Annotated in this window: 12 protein-coding genes; 8 read left to right on the forward strand and 4 right to left on the reverse strand. The window is 70.7% G+C overall.

Annotated elements, in window-relative coordinates; all coding sequences use genetic code 11:
* Nucleotides 1–4 precede the first annotated feature (4 nt).
* The 4 genes from JNUCC0626_RS02535 to JNUCC0626_RS02550 are packed head-to-tail and all read left to right on the forward strand — an operon-like array spanning nucleotide 5 to nucleotide 5,412.
* The gene (locus JNUCC0626_RS02535) at nucleotides 5–1,696 is read left to right on the forward strand and encodes a glycosyl hydrolase family 8 (protein ID WP_394618000.1); all 1,692 of its coding nucleotides are present in this window, start codon (nucleotides 5–7) and stop codon (nucleotides 1,694–1,696) included.
* A gap of 30 nt (nucleotides 1,697–1,726) precedes the next feature.
* Nucleotides 1,727–3,364, forward strand: coding sequence for a HEAT repeat domain-containing protein (locus JNUCC0626_RS02540; protein ID WP_394618001.1), 1,638 nt, complete (start codon nucleotides 1,727–1,729; stop codon nucleotides 3,362–3,364).
* A gap of 34 nt (nucleotides 3,365–3,398) precedes the next feature.
* Nucleotides 3,399–4,703 (forward strand): serine hydrolase domain-containing protein, encoded by a 1,305-nt coding sequence (locus tag JNUCC0626_RS02545; protein WP_394618002.1) that lies wholly within the window; start codon nucleotides 3,399–3,401, stop codon nucleotides 4,701–4,703.
* 7 nt (nucleotides 4,704–4,710) lie between these two features.
* Nucleotides 4,711–5,412: a MerR family transcriptional regulator gene (locus JNUCC0626_RS02550; RefSeq protein WP_394618003.1), complete on the forward strand. Its 702-nt coding sequence runs from the start codon at nucleotides 4,711–4,713 to the stop codon at nucleotides 5,410–5,412.
* Here the strand turns inward: JNUCC0626_RS02550 and JNUCC0626_RS02555 are convergent.
* Nucleotides 5,393–6,460 (reverse strand): class I SAM-dependent methyltransferase, encoded by a 1,068-nt coding sequence (locus tag JNUCC0626_RS02555; protein ID WP_394618004.1) that lies wholly within the window; start codon nucleotides 6,458–6,460, stop codon nucleotides 5,393–5,395. The two genes, JNUCC0626_RS02550 and JNUCC0626_RS02555, sit on opposite strands and share 20 nt — an antisense overlap.
* A gap of 59 nt (nucleotides 6,461–6,519) precedes the next feature.
* On the opposite strand from JNUCC0626_RS02555, the gene JNUCC0626_RS02560 reads away from it, so the two are divergent.
* The 3 genes from JNUCC0626_RS02560 to JNUCC0626_RS02570 all read left to right on the forward strand — a co-directional run bounded on the left by JNUCC0626_RS02560 (nucleotide 6,520) and on the right by JNUCC0626_RS02570 (nucleotide 10,968).
* On the forward strand, nucleotides 6,520–7,404 hold the full coding sequence (locus tag JNUCC0626_RS02560) for a DUF5829 family protein (RefSeq protein WP_394618005.1): 885 nt from the start codon (nucleotides 6,520–6,522) through the stop codon (nucleotides 7,402–7,404).
* A 37-nt stretch (nucleotides 7,405–7,441) separates the two neighbouring features.
* Nucleotides 7,442–9,916 carry a LuxR C-terminal-related transcriptional regulator gene (locus JNUCC0626_RS02565; RefSeq protein ID WP_394618006.1) on the forward strand — a complete coding sequence of 825 codons (2,475 nt, stop codon included), beginning with the start codon at nucleotides 7,442–7,444 and terminating at the stop codon, nucleotides 9,914–9,916.
* A 77-nt stretch (nucleotides 9,917–9,993) separates the two neighbouring features.
* Entirely contained in the window at nucleotides 9,994–10,968 is a 975-nt protein-coding gene (locus JNUCC0626_RS02570; RefSeq protein WP_394618007.1) for an alpha/beta fold hydrolase, read from the forward strand.
* Here JNUCC0626_RS02570 and JNUCC0626_RS02575 read toward each other — a convergent pair.
* Both JNUCC0626_RS02575 and JNUCC0626_RS02580 read right to left on the reverse strand, forming a co-directional pair.
* A complete protein-coding gene (locus tag JNUCC0626_RS02575; protein WP_394618008.1) occupies nucleotides 10,965–12,317 on the reverse strand; it encodes an amidohydrolase family protein in 1,353 nt (450 codons plus the stop codon). The two genes, JNUCC0626_RS02570 and JNUCC0626_RS02575, sit on opposite strands and share 4 nt — an antisense overlap.
* A gap of 122 nt (nucleotides 12,318–12,439) precedes the next feature.
* Nucleotides 12,440–13,477, reverse strand: a complete 1,038-nt coding sequence (locus JNUCC0626_RS02580) for a sugar ABC transporter substrate-binding protein (protein ID WP_394618009.1) — start codon at nucleotides 13,475–13,477, stop codon at nucleotides 12,440–12,442.
* 124 nt (nucleotides 13,478–13,601) lie between these two features.
* On the opposite strand from JNUCC0626_RS02580, the gene JNUCC0626_RS02585 reads away from it, so the two are divergent.
* On the forward strand, nucleotides 13,602–15,557 hold the full coding sequence (locus JNUCC0626_RS02585; protein ID WP_394618010.1) for a putative bifunctional diguanylate cyclase/phosphodiesterase: 1,956 nt from the start codon (nucleotides 13,602–13,604) through the stop codon (nucleotides 15,555–15,557).
* Here JNUCC0626_RS02585 and JNUCC0626_RS02590 read toward each other — a convergent pair.
* Entirely contained in the window at nucleotides 15,544–16,875 is a 1,332-nt protein-coding gene (locus JNUCC0626_RS02590; protein ID WP_394618011.1) for a M28 family peptidase, read from the reverse strand. The two genes, JNUCC0626_RS02585 and JNUCC0626_RS02590, sit on opposite strands and share 14 nt — an antisense overlap.
* Nucleotides 16,876–16,891: the final 16 nt, after the last annotated feature.

Consider the following 16,891-nt stretch of genomic DNA (forward strand, 5'->3'; position numbering starts at 1 on the left):
GGTCGTGGGCGGCAGAAAAGTGGCATTCGGGGCGGCCGGGCTCGTGCTCGGCCTCCTCGTCGCCGGAACAACCATCGCGTCGGCGGCGGACCCGCTGGTCTCGCGCGGCAAGGCCGTCCTGGCCTCGTCGGTCGAGGGCAGCGGGTTCGAGGCCGGCAAGGCGGTCGACGGGAGCACGTCGACGCGCTGGGCGTCGGCGGAGGGCAACGACCCGGAGTGGCTGCGGGTCGATCTCGGCTCGGCGCACTCGATCAGTCGCGTCAAGCTCAGCTGGGAGGCCGCGTACGCGAAGTCGTACCGGATCCAGACCTCTCCGGACGGCTCGGCGTGGAGCGACGTCTACTCGACGAGCAGCGGTGACGGTGGCACCGACGACCTGACGGTGTCCGGGGCGGGGCGCTACGTCCGCGTGTACGGAACGGCGCGTGGCACCACGTACGGCTACTCGTTGTGGGAGTTCGAGGTCTACGGCGTTTCGGGCGGCACCCCGCCGACGACGACCACCACCACGACGACCACGACGACACCGCCGCAGACCGGGCTCGGTTACCCCTTCGGCAGCCGGAAGACCCCGTACGCGGCGGGCACGCTGCGCCCGTCCGGCAGCACGTCCACATTGGACGCCAAGATCGTGGACTACTACCAGCGCTGGAAGTCCGCGTTCGTCAAGCAGAACTGCGGCAACGGCTGGTACCAGGTCATCTCGCCGGACGCGAAGTTCCCGTACGTGGCCGAGGCGCAGGGCTACGGCATGGTGATCACCGCGACGATGGCGGGCGCCGACCCGGACGCGAAGAAGATCTTCGACGGCCTGCTGAAGTACAAGCTCGCGCACCCGTCCGTGCACAACGCCGACCTGCTGGCCTCCGAACAGGACACGGCCTGCCGGAGCGTCAACGGCAGCGACAGCGCGACCGACGGCGACATGGACACCGCGTACGGCCTGCTGCTCGCCGACAGGCAGTGGGGCAGCAGCGGCACCTACAACTACAGGCAGATCGCCGTGAAGAACATCAACGCGATCAAGAAGAGCCTGGTCAACCCGAACACGAACCTCCTGCTGATGGGCGACTGGTCCGGCCCGGACGACAGCAGGAAGTACTACGGGTCGAGGTCGTCGGACTGGATGTCGGACCACTTCCGCGCGTTCCGCAGCGCCACCGGCGACGGCGCCTGGGACACGATCCGAGCCAAGCACCAGGACCTCATCGCCCAGCTCCAGTCGAAGTACGCGCCGAACACCGGTCTGCTGCCGGACTTCGTGCAGGACACCAACTCCACGCCCAAGCCCGCCGTCGGCGAGTTGCTCGAGGAAGACGAGTACGACGGCAAGTACTGGTACAACGCGTGCCGCGACCCGTGGCGGATCGGCGCGGACGCGGCCCTCACCGGCGACGCGAAGTCGTTGGCGGCGGCCAGGAAGATGAACTCGTGGATCAAGGGCAAGACCGGCGGCGACCCGAACAAGATCGCGACCGGCTACCAGCTGGGCGGCACGCAGATCCAGAGCGGCGGTGACTCGGCGTTCGTCGCGCCGTTCGCGGTCGCGGCCACGACCGATCCCGGCAGCCAGGCGTGGCTCGACGCGCTCTGGACCAAGATGGTGAACACGCCGATCGCCACCGACACCTACTTCGGTGCCAGCATCCAGCTCCAGGTGATGATCACGGTGTCCGGCAACCACTGGATCCCGTAAATCGGTCGCTGATCAGGGTTGAATGGTGCGATGGGGATCGGCAGGGCCAGACGCATCGCACGACGGGCACACCGGGGACAGCTCACCCACGGGGGTGGGCTGTTCCTGGACGAGCTGGAGCAGGTCGTCCGCAGGGTCGAGGAGAACGGCGGCGGCAGGCTGGCCGTCCAGGCGGCCTGGCTGCACGCCGCACCCGCGGCCGGGGTGAACCTGGACAGCGAGGGCGTGTCCCTGCGGGTCCGGCAGGTGGTGAAGGGGCTGCGGGCGGGGCCCGGCTGGACCCGGCCCGAGTCGCCCAGGGTGGCGCGAGCCTGCGAACTGGTGCGTGCCGCGATCGTCGCGCAATGGCGGGTTGTCGCGCAGGCCCAGGAGGACGACACCCCCGCCCTGCCGCTGGCGGAGCTGCTCGACCGCTACCGGGTGAAGCCGGGGCCGGAGGTCAGGGGAGCGATCTACGCCCTGGTCGGGGAACTGGACGGGCCCGCGACCCCTGTCGTGGCCGAGCTCGTCGAGCGGTGGTGGGACTCCGACGACTGGTGGGAGCCCATGATCGCGGTGAGGGCGGCGCACCGGGTCGGTCTGCTGGATCGGGAACGCTTGCTGCGCAAGGTGGTCGAGGGTCCTTCGTCCGCCGCGGGGGCCGCGATCCAGGCGCTGGACGGCCCGGGCGACGAGGCCGAGGTCGCGGCGTTGCGCGCGGTGCTGCGCAGGCCGGAGCCCGAGTGGCGTTCGGTGCGTGGCTCCGCGCGGAGGCGGCTGAGCGAGATCGGCGGTCCGGCCGCGGAAGAATCCTCGCAGGACTGGTACTTCAGCCCGATGGACGTGCCCTGGCGCTACGACATGCGTTGGCTGCGGCGCAACGGCGCGAGCGTGCTGGCCCGGCTGATCGAGGCGCTGAACGATCCGGCGTGGCAGTACGAGGCGCCGCAGGCTCTCGGCGTGATGAAGGCCGTGGAGGCCGTGGGACCGCTGTGCGCACTCGCGCCCACCTTGCCGGACCCGACCCCGTTCATCCGGGCACTGGGTGTGATCGGTGATCCGGCCGCTGGCCCGGTCCTGGCCGAGTTCACGCGGCACGCCAAAGCCGGCATGCGGGAGCTCGCGGTGCAGGCGCTCGGCCAGACCGGTGGCGCCGACGTCACGGCGGTGGCGCTGGCCGCGTGCGACGACCCGGACGTGCACGTGCGGTACCGGGCGGCTCGGGTGCTCGCCGCACACGGCGACGAACGTGCCGTCACGACACTGATCCGCCTGTGCGACACCGAACACGCGGCCGTGGCGGCCGACGCGCTGGCCCGCATCGCCGACCCGCGCGCCGAGTCGACGTTCTGGCATCTGTTCAACCACCACCCCGACCGGGCGGCCCGGCACGCGGCCGGACGGGGTCTCGCGCGCATCGAGTGCGACGAGCAGTGGCCCAGGCCCGAACCGGTGATCGAGCGCGCGTACATGTGGCTGCTCGGGCACAAACCGGAATGGTCCCGGTTCTACCTGGAGACAGGCACCCAGAACGCCGACGCCATGGTGCGGGTCCGGGCCGTCGAGGCGTTCGCCCGCCTGCGCGACCCCGGCGGCATCCCGCACATCCGTCCTCTGCTGACCGATCCCGACGCACGGGTCCGGGCAGCCGCGCGGAACGTGCTGAAGTTCCTCGAAGGAATCGCTTGACCTTGACCCTGGGTCAAGGTTCGAGGGTATGGGCATGGACAACGACTTCCTCGCCCGCACCGCCACCCGCTTCGCCATCCCCGGCGCTGCCGTCGGGATCTTCCACGACGGCCGCGAGCACTACCTCACCCACGGCGTGACCAGCGTCGAGAACCCGTTGCCGGTCACCGAGGACACGCTCTTCCTGCTCGGCTCGATCACCAAGACCTACACCGCCACCGCGATCATGCGGCTGGTCGAGCAGGGCCGCGTCGAACTGGACGCTCCGGTGCGGACGTACGTGCCGGAGCTGCGGCTGCTCGACGACCGCGAGTTCACCGTCCGGCAGCTGCTCAACCACACGTCCGGCCTCGACTGGGGCACGCTCGTGGACACCGGCGAGGGCGACGACGCGTTGCGCCGGCACGTCGACGAACTGGCGACGCTCAAGCTCGTCGGCGAGGCAGGTGAGCGGCCGTCCTACAGCCAGTCCGGGTTCAACCTGGCCGGGCGGATCATCGAGAACGTCACCGGCCAGACCTACGAACAGGCCATGACGTCGTTGCTGCTGGAGCCGCTCGGCCTCGGCAACACCCACTTCGAGCGGGACGCCGTGATGACCCGCCGGTTCGCCGTCGGGCACGAGAAGGGCGAGGTCGCGCGGCCGTGGCGGCACTGGCGCGCCAACAACCCCGGCGGCGGCATCGCGGCCTCGGTCGCGGATCTACTGACGTGGGCCCGGTTCCACCTCGGCGACGGCGGCGGGATCGACCTCGCCGCGATGCGCGAGCCCACGGCGGTGTTGCGCGGCAGCAACCTCGGGGACGCGATCGGCGTCGGCTGGTTCCTGCGCGAGATCGACGGGGTGGCGGCGATCGGGCACGGCGGCTCGTCCAACGGGCAGTTCGCCGAGCTGCTGATCGTGCCGTCGCTCGGGTTCGCGGTGGTGTCGATCGCGAACCAGGGCCCGGACGGCATCCCGTTCAACCAGGCCGTGGTGCGGCAGGCGCTGGAGGACCACGCCGGGCTGCTCGACCGCGACCCCGAGCCGTTGCCGTACGACGCGGCCCAGGCGGCGGAAGTCGTTGGCGGCTACGGCAACGACGCGATGGTGATGTCCATTGAGGACTCGGTGGACGGGCTGGTGCTGGAGGTGCTGATCCGGCCGGAGATCCGGGCGTCCGCCGAGATGGAGCTGCCGGCCGACCACGCGCCGTTCCCGATGGGGCTGCTGCCGCGCGACGAGTACGTGATCACCGGCGGCGCGTTCAGCGGTCAGCGCGGGTTCTTCACCCGCGACGACCGAGGAGTGATCGTCGGTGTCGATCTCGCCGGACGTGTGTTCGGCCGGGTGCGATGATGCCGCGGTGATCACGATTGGCCAGCTCGCCCGGTACGCGGGCGTGACGATCAAGGCGGTGCGGCACTACCACAAGGTGGGGCTGCTGCCCGAACCCGAGCGCGACCACTCCGGCTACCGGCGCTACAGCGCCCAGGACGCGGTCGACCTGGTCAAGATCCGCACGCTCGCCGAGGCCGGGGTGCCGCTCGCCAGAGTCAAGGAACTGCTGACCGCCGGAGCCGCCGAGTTCGCCGCGGCGATCAGCGAGATCGACGAGGCGTTGCGCCGCCGGGAAGAGGAGATCCGGCAGGCCCGGCAGCGGGTCGTACGCCTCCAGGCGGGGGACGCGCTGGTCGTCGACCCGCAGGCCACCGCGATGCTGGAGTTGTTGCGGGAACTGGGGGTCAGCGACCGCGGGGTGCGGCTGGAACGCGAGGTCTGGGTGCTGATGCAGGCCGTCGCACCGGACGAGGCCGCGATCTGGCTCGCCGACAAGCTGGAGTCGTTGGCGGACCCCGAGTTCCGGCGGATCTACCTGGCCTACGACGAGGCGTTCGAGTTCGCGCCGGACGACCCGCGGCTGCCCGCGCTGGCGAGGCGGGCGGCCGCGTGGCTCGCGGGCAGGCCGGAGATGCCGGGGGCGGACCCGGAGATCACCGCGCTGGCGATGGCCGCGGCCGGTGCCACCTCACCGGCCTGGGACGCGCTCAGCAGAGCGTCCGCATGAACGCCGGGCCGCCCTCCTCGTCGTTGCGGCCCTTCTCCACGAACGCGATGTTGTGGTGGAACGTGATCCCGCTGATGTTGCGTTCCAGATAGGAGCCTTCGCCGTGCGGGTCACCCACCTCCGCCCGGTTCAGGCCGTCCACAAAGGACTTCAGCAGGCCCATCGACGTGCCGGTGGTCGCCTCCGGGTGGCCGCCCCAGCGCGGCCAGTACGCGGTCTGCAGGTCCTCCACGACGTAGAGGCCACCGGACCGGACGTGCGGGAACAACGCGTGGAACGACGTCTGCACGTGCTCGTTGTTGTGGCTGCCGTCGTCGATGACCACGTCGAACGGCCCGAGCTCGCGGCCCAGCCGGTCGAGGAACGCGCCGTCGGCCTGGTCGCCCTGGATCGCCGTGATCCGCGGCCCGGTCACGGTCTTGGGCACGATGTCCAGCCCGTGGATCAGGCCGCGCCGGAAATACCGCTGCCACATCCGCAACGAGCCGCCGCCGCTGTCGGGGGCCTCCCAGCCGCCGATGCCTATCTCCAGCACCTTCACCGGTTCGTCGCGCAGCCGGGCGAAGTGCCGTTCGTAGTGCTGCGTGTACCAGTGCAGGTCGCCCCACTTGTCCGAGCCGAACTCGACGGCCAGTTCGCCGAGGTCGCGGTGGCCGGGCCGCAGCGCCGACAGCAGCTGCTGCACGGAGTCCGCGAGGCCCTTGCGGCTGTGGAACCAGCCCGCGACGCCGCGCTCGTCCAGGGCGGGGTCGGGCGTGCTGACGGCGAGGCTCGGCCACGGCCGTTCGCCGGTGCCGTACAGGCCGCGCACGGCGTCGGCCAGGTCGAGCCGGACCACCACGTCCGAGTCGATGCGCAGGTGGGAAGTGGTGCGGTCGGCGAACGTGAGCTCGAGGCGGACGTCGTGGTCGTCGCCGATCTCGGCCAGCAGGCAGTCCGCGACGGCCTCCTGGCCGAGCCTGCGGATCGTGTCGTCCAGCAGGTCGCGGCCCGCGGTGACGGCCTGGAGCAGCGGAGCGAGAACCGTCCACCGTGCGGCGTTGTCCACCAAGTCCCCCTTGTACGACTTGAGTCTGGCTTGAGTGCGACCGTTTTACGATCGAATGTATGGGGATCCGACGTGTTGCTTGCCTGATCTTGGCTCTAGTTCTGGTTGTGTCGGGTGCGGGATCGGCACAGGCGGGAGAACGGCAGTTGTTGTACTACAACCACGCATGGGGAACGTACGACCGCGCCACCGCGGACGCGGTGGAGCACTCGAGCTACCTCAAGGAGTTCGCGGACTTCGAGGTGCGCACCACGACCGGCGCCGACGGCAGGTCGTGGACGGGGCGTTACCTGCGCGGGCACCTGAGCTACATGGAGGTCTTCGGACCCGGTGACGTGCCCGGCAAGGACGGTGAGCCGGGTGGCGCGGGCCTCGCGCTCTCGACGGACCACGACGGCGACATCGAGAAGCTCCAGGCGAAGCTGACCGCGGCGGGATCGAACCCGATCGAGTTCACCCAGACCCGCGACTTCGGCGACGGCGTGCACGTGCCCTGGTTCGACGCACTGTTCCTGCACGAGACCTACGAGCGGTTCGGCACGTGGGCCATGGAGTACCGCGACGAGTACCTCGAGGACCCGCGTGCCGAGGTGGGCCCGCCGAAGTTCCCCGGCGACGTCAGCCGCGAGCGCTACCTGCCGGACACCTACAAGCGCAAGCTGATGCGCGACATCACGTTCCTGAACTTCGCCGTCACCGAGTCCGATCTCCGCGACACCATGCCGTTCCTGCGGGTCGGCGGCTTCTCGGTGCGGACGGACGGCGACTCGGTCGTGGCGTCGCGCGGCGGCACCACCCTGCGGTTCGACGAGGTGCCGGCGGCGCGGACCGGGTTGAAGCGCGTCGAGTTCGAACTCAACCGCCCGGTGGCGCGGCACGTCGAGCGGCTGGGCACGTCGACGCTGGTCGTGGGGCCGGGCAAGCGCGCGGTGTGGACGTTCTGACACTCTGGTCCTAACGGACCAACGAACGGGGTGTCGGGTGCTCGTCGGGCGGGAGCGGGAACAGGAACGGCTGGCCGCGTTGTCGCGCTCGGGCGGTTCGCTGCTGATCGTCGGCGAGCCGGGGGTGGGCAAGTCGGCGTTGCTGGCCACGCTCGACGGGCACCTCGTCACCGGTGTGGAGGCCGAGCAGGACCTGCCGTACGCGGGCCTGCACCAGGTCCTGCACCCGTTCCTCGATCTGTCCACTGTGCCCGGTGTGCGGCGCGTGGCCCTGGAAGTCGTGTTCGGACTCTCCGACGGGCCCGCGCCGCCGCTGCACCTGGTCGGGCTCGCCGCGCTGGACGTGCTCTCGGCCGCGCGACGAGTCGTGCTGGTCGACGACGCGCACTGGCTGGATGCCGCGAGTCAGGACGTGCTCGGCTTCGTGGCCCGGCGGTTGACCGGCTCGGTGCTGGTCGTGGCGGCGCGGACGCCGGTCTTCGCGGGTGTGCCGACCATGGTGGTGGAACCGCTCTCAGCCGCGGACGCCCAGGCGTTGCTGGACTCGGTCGCTCCCGCTTTGAACGCCGAACGCCGGTCGTCGGTGCTCGCGCAGGCGGACGGAAACCCGTTGGCGCTCACCGAACTCCCGTTCGGTGGCGCCACCCTGGAAGAGGCGTTCGCCGCGCGCTGTGCCGCTCTGCCCGCCGAAGCGCGCTCTTCCTTGCTGTCCCTGGCGTTGGGCGGCGCTCCGTGCCCGGACCTCGCGCCCGCGGTCGAGGCCCGGCTGGTCGGCCGCGACGGCGGGTTCCGGCATCCGCTGATCAGGTCGGCGGTCGTGCGCTTCGCGGGCCCGTCCGAGGTGCGCGACACCCACCGCCGCCTCGCTTTCGCCGTGGAGGAGCCCGAACGCCGCGCGTGGCACCTGGCGGAGGCGTCTTCCGGCGCCGACGAGAACGTGGCCTGCCTGCTGGAGAAGACCGCCGACCGGGCGTTGGCCCGAGGCGGCGCGGTGGCGGCCGTGCGGGCTCTCGAACGTGCCGCAGTGCTCGGTTCCGCCGACGCACGGGTGCGCCGTTCGTTGCGTGCGGCCGAACTCGCCGCCGAAGCAGGCCGACGTGACGATGTCGAACGAATCCTCGCTGGGTTGCGCGGCTTGGACCTGACTGCCCGTGAACGCGCTCTCGTGACGTGGCTGCCCACGGCGTTCGACGACGGCGTGGGCGTGGCGGGCCCGGCAGAACTGGTCGGCCTCGCCGAATCCGTGGCGGCCGACGACGTGGAACTGGGCCTGCGGATCTTCTGGAGCGTCGCGATGCGCTGCTTCTGGGTGGAACCGGGCACGGCCGTCCGCGACCGCATCGCCGCCATCGCCCGCCGCCTGCCGATTGACCCGCGCGACCCGCGCATGCTGGCGATGGCCGCCTACGTGTGCCCGGTGCAGCAGAGCGACGCCGTGGTGGCGGGCCTGCGCACGCCGTCCGACGACCCGGCGACGCTCAGGTTGCTCGGTAGCGCCGCACTCCAGGTGGGTGCGTTCACCGACTCGGTCCGCCTCTCGCGCGCCGCCGGCCTCGGGTTCCGGGCCCAGGGCCAGTTCGGACTCCTCGCCCGCGCATTGGCCGTCGAAGCCTGGAGCCGCACCCGCCTGGGCGACCTCTGCGCACCGCTCGCGCGTGAAGCCGCGCTGCTGGCCGAGGAGACCAGCCAGCCGTACATGCACGGCCTCGCCGTCGCCGTCCAAGCCGAGATCGCCGCCCTCCAGGGCTGCTACGAACGTTGCGCGGAGCTCGCTGCCGAGGCCGAACGCATCGGCCTCGCCGCCGGCGCCCGACCGGTCCTCGCCACCGTCCAACTGGCCAGAAGCCTTGCCGCGCTGGGCGAAGGCCGCTACGCCGACGCGTACGCCGCGATCCTGCGCGTGCACGACCCGGCCGACCCCGCGTACCAGCTGGCACTCCGCCGCTACGTCCTGCCCGAGCTGGCCGAGGCCGCCACCCGCAGCGGCAACGCCGACGAGGCCCGCAAGATCGTCGAGGAACTCGACACCACCACCGCCTCGCCTGCCCTGGCGTCCGGACTGAGGTACGCGCGGGCTCTCCTCGCCCCGGAACCCGAGCAGCTGTTCGAGACGGCCCTGGACGCCGAGAGCTCGCCGTGGGACCGCGCTCGGGTGCGGCTGGCGTTCGGGGAGTGGCTGCGCAGGCAACGGCGAGCGGCTCAGGCCCGTCCGCACCTGAAGGCGGCGGCGGAGGCGTTCGAGGCGTTCGGCACGGTGGACTGGGCGGAGCGGGCACGGGAGGAGCTGCGGGCGTCCGGCGAGTCGCGGGGCGTCGCGGGCGAACTCACCGAGCACGAACTCACGATCGCGCGGCTGGCGGCGGACGGCCTGACCAACAAGGAGATCGGCGAACGCCTGCACCTGTCGCACCGCACGGTCAGCACGCACCTGCACCGCATCTTCCCGAAGCTGGGCGTGACGGCCCGCGCGGAACTGAAGGAAGCGCTGGCGGAGGCCCGCGCGGACGAGTGACGGCGGAGCCATGACGTACCGCGACACCGTCACCTGACGCTCGCGACCCCGCCCTCCCGACCCCTACCGTCGCCCGCATGATCAGCAGGCGACAGTTCTCCCAGGCACTCGCCGTGGCCGGCCTGGCCACACCCCTCGTCACCGCCGCCACGGCCCACGCCGCCCCCACCTGGGGCCCGATCAAGCAGGTCAGGGCAGGCCTGCTGAACATCGGCTACGCGGAGATGGGCCCTGCCGACGGCCCGGTCACGATCCTGCTGCACGGCTGGCCTTACGACATCCACAGCTACGTCGACGTCGCCCCGGCCCTCGCCGCGCAGGGCCACCGCGTGCTCATCCCGTACCTGCGCGGCTACGGCCCGACCCGGTTCCTCCGCGCGAGCACCGTCCGCAACGGCCAGCAGTCGGCGCTGGCGACCGACGTCATCGCGTTCATGGACGCCCTGAAGATCCGCAAGGCCACCGTCGCCGGCTTCGACTGGGGCGCGCGGACGGCCTGCATCACCGCCGCCCTGTGGCCAGAGCGGGTCAAGGCGCTCGTGTCGGTCAGCGGCTACCTGGTCGTGAACCTCAAGCAGAACCAGGAACCGCTCACCCCGCAGGCCGAACTCGGCTGGTGGTACCAGTACTACTTCGCAACGGACCGGGGCGTGAAGGGCTACGAGCAGAACTCCTACGAGTTCAACAAGCTCATCTGGAAACTGGCCTCGCCGCAGTGGAACTTCGACGAGGCCACCTACGCCCAGAGCGCCGCGGCCTGGCAGAACCCCGACCACGTCGCGATCGTCATCCACAACTACCGCTGGCGCCTGCAACTCGCGCAGGGCGAGCACCGCTACGACGCCCTGGAACGCAAGTTGCAGGCCAAGCCCGTGATCAGCGTGCCGACGATCACGATCGCCAGCGACTTCGACGGCCCCAACTCCGACGGTGCCGCCTACCGCAAGCAGTTCAGCGGACGCTACGACCACCGCGTTCTCGACGGCATCGGCCACAACGTGCCGCAGGAGGCCCCCGAGGCGTTCACGAAGGCGGTCCTCGACGTCGCTTAAGGCGTCAGGATCCCGCCTGCCTCACGCCGAATCCGCAACGACGACGCCCGCGCGTCCCGGATGATCCGCCCGACGTCGTGCACCAACCGCCCGCCGCGCTTGATGATCCGCCCGTCGGAGAACACCGTGTCGACGTTGGCGGTGCTCGCCTGCACCGCCGTCGTCTCGATCAACCCGCCCGGCGCGAGATTGATGTCGTTGGTGCGCACCAGGATCACGTCCGCGCGCTTGCCGACCGTGATCGACCCGGTGACGTCGCCGAGCCCCAGCGCGCGGGCGCCGTTCAGGGTCGCCATCTCCAGCACGTCGCGGAACCCCGCCTCGGGCAGCAGCCGCATGGTCTCGAACACGTCCGACGGCGCGATCGACGTGGCGTCCGAGGACAGCGACACCGGCACCCCGGCCTGCCGGAACCTCAGGAACGCCGACCGCGGATCCCCGGCTGCCCCGAGGAGGAACTCCGAGTGCGGCGCCCACGAGAACCCCGTGCCGGTGCGGGCGACGATCTCCATGTCGCTGTCCAGCGCCGTGACGTAGTGGCACAGCAGGGTCTTCGGGCCGAGCCACCCGCGCCGTTCGTAGTCGGCGGCGTCCACGATCCGCGGTGGCGCCTGCCCGGCGTGGATCGACACCGGCAGGCCACGGCCGACCGCCGCGTCCATGTCCGCGAAGAACGCAGGTTCGGTGCTCTGTGAGAGTCCCCTGAGCGCCACCCCGAAGTGCACCAGCCCGTACGAACCGTCGGCGAAGTACTGCCGCCGCACCCGATCCACGTCCGTGAAGTCCATCGGCACGTCCCGGGGCATCTGGTCCACGTGCCCGTAGGAGAACCGGGCGCGCAGGAACCCGTCCCGATGCGCACGCAGCTCGGCGTCGGCGTGCGCGGGCGTGCGGGTGTTGTTGGACCAGTTGTGGACGGTCGTCACGCCCGCGTTCGCGAGTTCGGCGAGCCCGAGCAACACGCTCCGGTACACGTCGTCCGCGGTGTACAGGGTCGACGTGGCGCGCTTGGCGGCGAAGTAGGGGAATCCGTCGGCCACGAAATTCCGGCCCAGCGCACTCCACATGTGGTGGTGGGTGTTGACGAAGCCTGGCAGGACGATCATGTCGGTGGCGTCCACGACCTGCGCGCCCCTGGCCCTGAGGTCAGGTCCGACCGCGACGATCAGGCCGTCGTCGATCAGCACGTCCGCGCGCGGCAGCACCCCGAGCACCGGGTCGACGGTGATGACGGCGCCGTTGCGGATCAGGTAGCGGCGTCGACCCGTGTCCGCGGTGGCGGTGCCGGGCACGGCGGACACGGCGAGCGCCGCGCCCAGGGATTTGGTCAGGGTCCTTCGGTTGATCATGCGGCCTCCTAAGCAGGGAGACCCGTCATGCTCGCCCGGCGGTCAGCGGGATGTCACGGGCGGGGAAAGCGGTTGCTCTGCACGGTGCAACGTGCGGTGGCAAGCGGTTGCCCGCGCCCGGCTCAGCGAGCCTGGTCCAACGGCCGCACATGATCAGCCGAGCCGATCAGCTCGTCGATCTTCGGCCGCGCCGCCGCGAGCCGGCTCTCCTCGGTCGCCTGCCGCCGCACCACCTCGTCCACGTTGGACGCCTGCACCAGCAACCCGGGCGACACCATCCACCCCTCGGGCAACGGCCGCCCCTTCGCGTGCTCGGCGAGCAACCACCCGGCCACCGCGCCCTTCAAAAAATGCTCCGCGGACACCGTCGCGAACAGATGCCCGTCCTTCACCCCCTGCAACGCCTTGGCGTCCAGGCTGAACGCCCCGGCCAGCCAAGACGCGCTCTTCTCCGCGTGCACCGCGGCGAGGTTGATCGCGTCCACGTCACCGGCGCCGAGCAACGCCACCGCGTCCGGGTTCGCGTCGGCCAGCCGCCGCCACGTGTTGAGGTTCGCCCCCAAGTCCCGCCCGGTGTCCAACGGCCCGATGACCTGCAACTTCGGCAACCGCTCCGCCAGCCGTTCGCGCAACCCGAGCGACCGCAGGTCCAGTGCGGGCATCGCGGGGGAGTTGCTGCCGATCACGATCTTGCCTGCCGAGTCGGCGGACAGCCGTTCCACCACGGCGTCCGCGAGCACGCGGCCGAGTTCGTAGTTGTCGTTCTCGATCAGCAGGTGCACGCCGCTGCCCGGCGCGACCTGCCCGCCCGCCACCGCGATCACCGGCACGCCCTGCTCGACGACCTGCGCCATCGGCTCGGCCACCAGTTCCGGGGCCACAGCGGACAGTCCAATACCGCCCTTCGCGCGCGTCGCGAGATCGCGCAGCAACGCGGCCTGCTTCAGACCGTCGTGAGTGTCCGGTCCCGTCGTCTCCGTCCGCACGCCGCCGGAGATCGCCGCGCCCGCCCGGAACCCCTCGCTCATCTCCTTCGAGAAGTCGCGGCTGGTGTTCTGCGACACGAACCCGATCGTCGGCGGGTCATCGGACGTCTGTTCGGCACCGCACCCCGCCATCAGCAAAACCGCAGGCAGGATCACGAGAGCGGAACGGAACACGGTCAAGCCCCATCAGTCGGCCGGTGAAAGCCGAGGAGGTTATCGCACGGTCACCCGTGGTGTCGGCTTGCGTGTGGTCCTTTGGCTGCGTACCAATAGCTACTTCGCTGGGAAGGCGGCACCGATGCTGTCCAACTGGGTCGAGGCCCGCACCACCGTGCAGACGACGGTCGTCAGTCTGACGGTAGGTCTCGCCGCGCTGGCCGGCCTCGCCCTGTGGACGAGCCTGAGCATGCAGCAGGCGGCCACGCACCTGCACGAACTCAACGAGGTCAACGACCGCTGGGGCATCGTCGTGCAGAACGTCGACGTCGCCGATCACGCGCTCACCGACTACGTCCGCTCCGGCACGCCGATCATGAGCCAGCCCGTCGCGACCGCCGCCGGAGCCGCTGACGAAAGCCTGCGCTGGCTCCAGGAGCACGGCACCCCCGCCGACGTCCGCGCCGCCACGATCGCCCGCGACCTCTACGACGACTACACGGTGCTGCTCCGCGAGACCGTCGTCGCCGCGGACCCCGTCACCACGCTGCAGAAGGCGGACCAGGCCGAGCTCACGTTGGCGTCGTTGCGCAAACAGCTTTCCACGGTCGTGCAGGTCAAACGCCTGGAGACGACGGACTACCTGCGTTCGGCGGAACTCCAGAACGGCAACCTGCGGATGGCCGCGCTCGTCGCGTTCATCGTCGACCTGGGGCTCGTCGCGCTGTGCGGCGTCGTCCTGCTCGGACACCGGCGCAAGATCCTGCGCCAGGCCGCGAAGAGCGAGCACGAGGCGATGCACGACGCGTTGACGGGCCTCGCCAACCGCACGTTGCTCACCCAGCACACCGCCCAGGCCATCCGGCGCAGCAACCAGACCGGCGACCCGCTCGGGTTGTTCCTGATCGACCTCAACCGCTTCAAGCCGATCAACGACACCCTCGGCCACGCGTTCGGCGACCGGCTCCTGCAACTCGTCGCGACCCGCCTCACCCGTGCCGTCCGCGAGGTCGACACGGTCGCCCGGCTCGGCGGCGACGAGTTCGCCGTGCTGCTGCCGTCGGTCAGCACGGCCGCGAACGCCCTGATCGTCGCCCAGCGCGTGCACAAGGCGCTGGACGAAGCCGTCGACCTGGACGGACTCTCGGTCGACGTCGGGTGCAGCATCGGCGTCGCGCTCTACCCGACGGACTCGGCCGACGCGCACGAACTGCTCAAGCACGCCGACATCGCGATGTACGCGGCCAAGCGCGCCCGCCTCGGCACCGCCGTCTACGAACCGGGCCTCGACGAGCACAGCGCCGCCCAGCTCACCGTGATCAGCGACCTGCGCCGAGCGCTCGACCAGTCCGAACTCGTCCTGCACTACCAGCCGAAAGCCGACCTGCGCAGCGGCACGGTCTGCGGCGCCGAGGTCCTGTGCCGCTGGCAGCACCCGCGGCACGGCCTGCTCGGCCCGGACAGGTTCATCCCGGCCGCCGAGGAGACCGGGCTCATCGAGCCGCTCACCCAGTACGTGCTCGACCACGCGCTGGCCCAGCACCGCGCCTGGCACCTCGACGGCCGCGACGTGCCGATCTCGGTCAACGTCGGCGCGCAGTGCCTGCACGACAGGACGTTCCCCGAGCAGGTGGCCGCGTCGCTGGAACGCCATCGCGTCCCGGCCGACGTGCTGACGCTGGAGATCACCGAGAGCGCGATCATCGCCGACCCGCACCGGGCGAGCGACGTGCTGACCCGGTTGCGGGACCTCGGCGTGCGGCTCTCGATCGACGACTTCGGCACCGGCTACTCGTCCATCGCGTACCTGCGCACGATGCCGGTGCACGAGATGAAGATCGACCGCTCGTTCACGACGAACATGCGCACGGACGCGTCCAGCGGCGCGATCACCCGCTCGTTGCTGGGACTCGCGCACAACCTGGAGCTGGAGGTCGTGGCCGAGGGCGTCGAGGACGAGGAGACCTGGAGCGTCCTCGCCGCCCTGGGCTGCGACATCGTGCAGGGCTACTGCCTGAGCAAACCGCTGCCCGCCGACGAGTTCGCCGTGTGGTTGCAGGACCGGTCGTTGAAGGAACTCATCACTACTTCTGACTAGCGAGCCGGTAGGCGGCCGCGCCGATCAGCTCCAGCGAGACCTGCAACCGTTCCAGGCTCACGTTGTCGCGGATCGTGTCCTCGGGCGTGTGGTAGATCGGTTCGAGGTTTGCCGGACCGGCCTCGCCGCGCCAGCTGAAGTTCGCCGACGCCATGCCCTTCTCGTGGAACGGCACGTGGTCGCTCGACCCGCGCGCCACCGGCCCGTACACCCGCGGGTCGTAGCCGAGTCGTTGTGCCGCGGCCCGCACTGCCGCCGTGGTCGCGTTGTCGGCGCCGTCGACGGACAGCAACCAGTACGCGGTCGCGGGGGAGTGGCTGGTGGCGACCATGTCGTTCTGGAACACGCCCTTGATCCGCGCGATCTCCTCCGGCGGCAGCTGCGAGACGTAGTGCCGCGAACCGAGCAGACCCTGTTCCTCAGAACCCCACAACGCGAACCGCAACGCCTTGTGAGTGGGCAGATAGCGGAGGACGCGCGCGAGTTCCAGGCACAGGACCGTGCCGCTGCCGTCGTCGTTGGCGCCCGGCGAGCCCGGCACGCTGTCGTAGTGCGCGGAGACCATCACGACCCCGTTGTCGCGCCACGGGAACGTCGCCGGGCGGTCCGCGATCACGTTGTAGGACGTCAGGTTCGGGTGATGCGTCGTCTTGATCGTCAACTCGCCGGTGCCCTGCGCACGCAGCTTCTCGGTGTGCACCTGGGCGAGCCCGATCACCGGCACTGTGACGTTCCGGTCGAGCGTGGGGGAGAACGCGCTCGACTTGCTCGCGGTGGCGGAGATCCGGCCGAGGACCACGGCCACCGCGCCGCGTTCGATCGCCGCGTGCGTGGGCGCGGACCCCGCCGGGGCGTTGACGTAGAAGGCGATCTTGCCGGTCAGGTCCGGTAGCGCGCCGTCGGTGACCTCGACGAACGGGGCCTTGACGGTGACGCCGAGCGTGCCGAAGCGCGAGGCACCGGCCTGCCACCTGTCGTTGACGTCGGCGAGGTACTTGTCCGGCACGGTGAACGGCTGCGTCGTCACCTGGTACCGCAACGACTTCAGCTCGCGCACCAGGTAGTCGCGGGCCCGGTGCTCGGACTCGGTGCCGCCGATCCGCGGCCCGATCTTCTCGCTCAGCACCTTGAGGTGTTCGAGCGCGGTGCGGGCGCGAACCCTTGCCACGACCGGGAAGTCGCCGAGGTTCAGGTCCGGCAGGTGCGAGGCGCCCGGCCGTTGCTCGGTGGCCGCGAGCGCGCTCGCGGGATTGGCCACGACAGCGGCCACTCCGGCCGCCGCTGCGAAGAAGTCACGTCTGCGCAAGTCGTCCCCCATCTCCCGAAGTTCTCAG

It is taken from the genome of Lentzea sp. JNUCC 0626 (assembly GCF_043632865.1).
In the GTDB taxonomy this organism is placed as follows: domain Bacteria; phylum Actinomycetota; class Actinomycetes; order Mycobacteriales; family Pseudonocardiaceae; genus Lentzea.

Coding starts and splice junctions, on each gene's coding strand:
- JNUCC0626_RS02540 (WP_394618001.1), top strand. CDS start 1,727: ATGGGGATCGGCAGGGCCAGACGCATCGCACGACGGGCACACCGGGGA.
- JNUCC0626_RS02585 (WP_394618010.1), top strand. CDS start 13,602: ATGCTGTCCAACTGGGTCGAGGCCCGCACCACCGTGCAGACGACGGTC.
- JNUCC0626_RS02575 (WP_394618008.1), bottom strand. CDS start 12,317: ATGATCAACCGAAGGACCCTGACCAAATCCCTGGGCGCGGCGCTCGCC.
- JNUCC0626_RS02545 (WP_394618002.1), top strand. CDS start 3,399: ATGGACAACGACTTCCTCGCCCGCACCGCCACCCGCTTCGCCATCCCC.
- JNUCC0626_RS02570 (WP_394618007.1), top strand. CDS start 9,994: ATGATCAGCAGGCGACAGTTCTCCCAGGCACTCGCCGTGGCCGGCCTG.
- JNUCC0626_RS02560 (WP_394618005.1), top strand. CDS start 6,520: ATGGGGATCCGACGTGTTGCTTGCCTGATCTTGGCTCTAGTTCTGGTT.
- JNUCC0626_RS02590 (WP_394618011.1), bottom strand. CDS start 16,875: ATGGGGGACGACTTGCGCAGACGTGACTTCTTCGCAGCGGCGGCCGGA.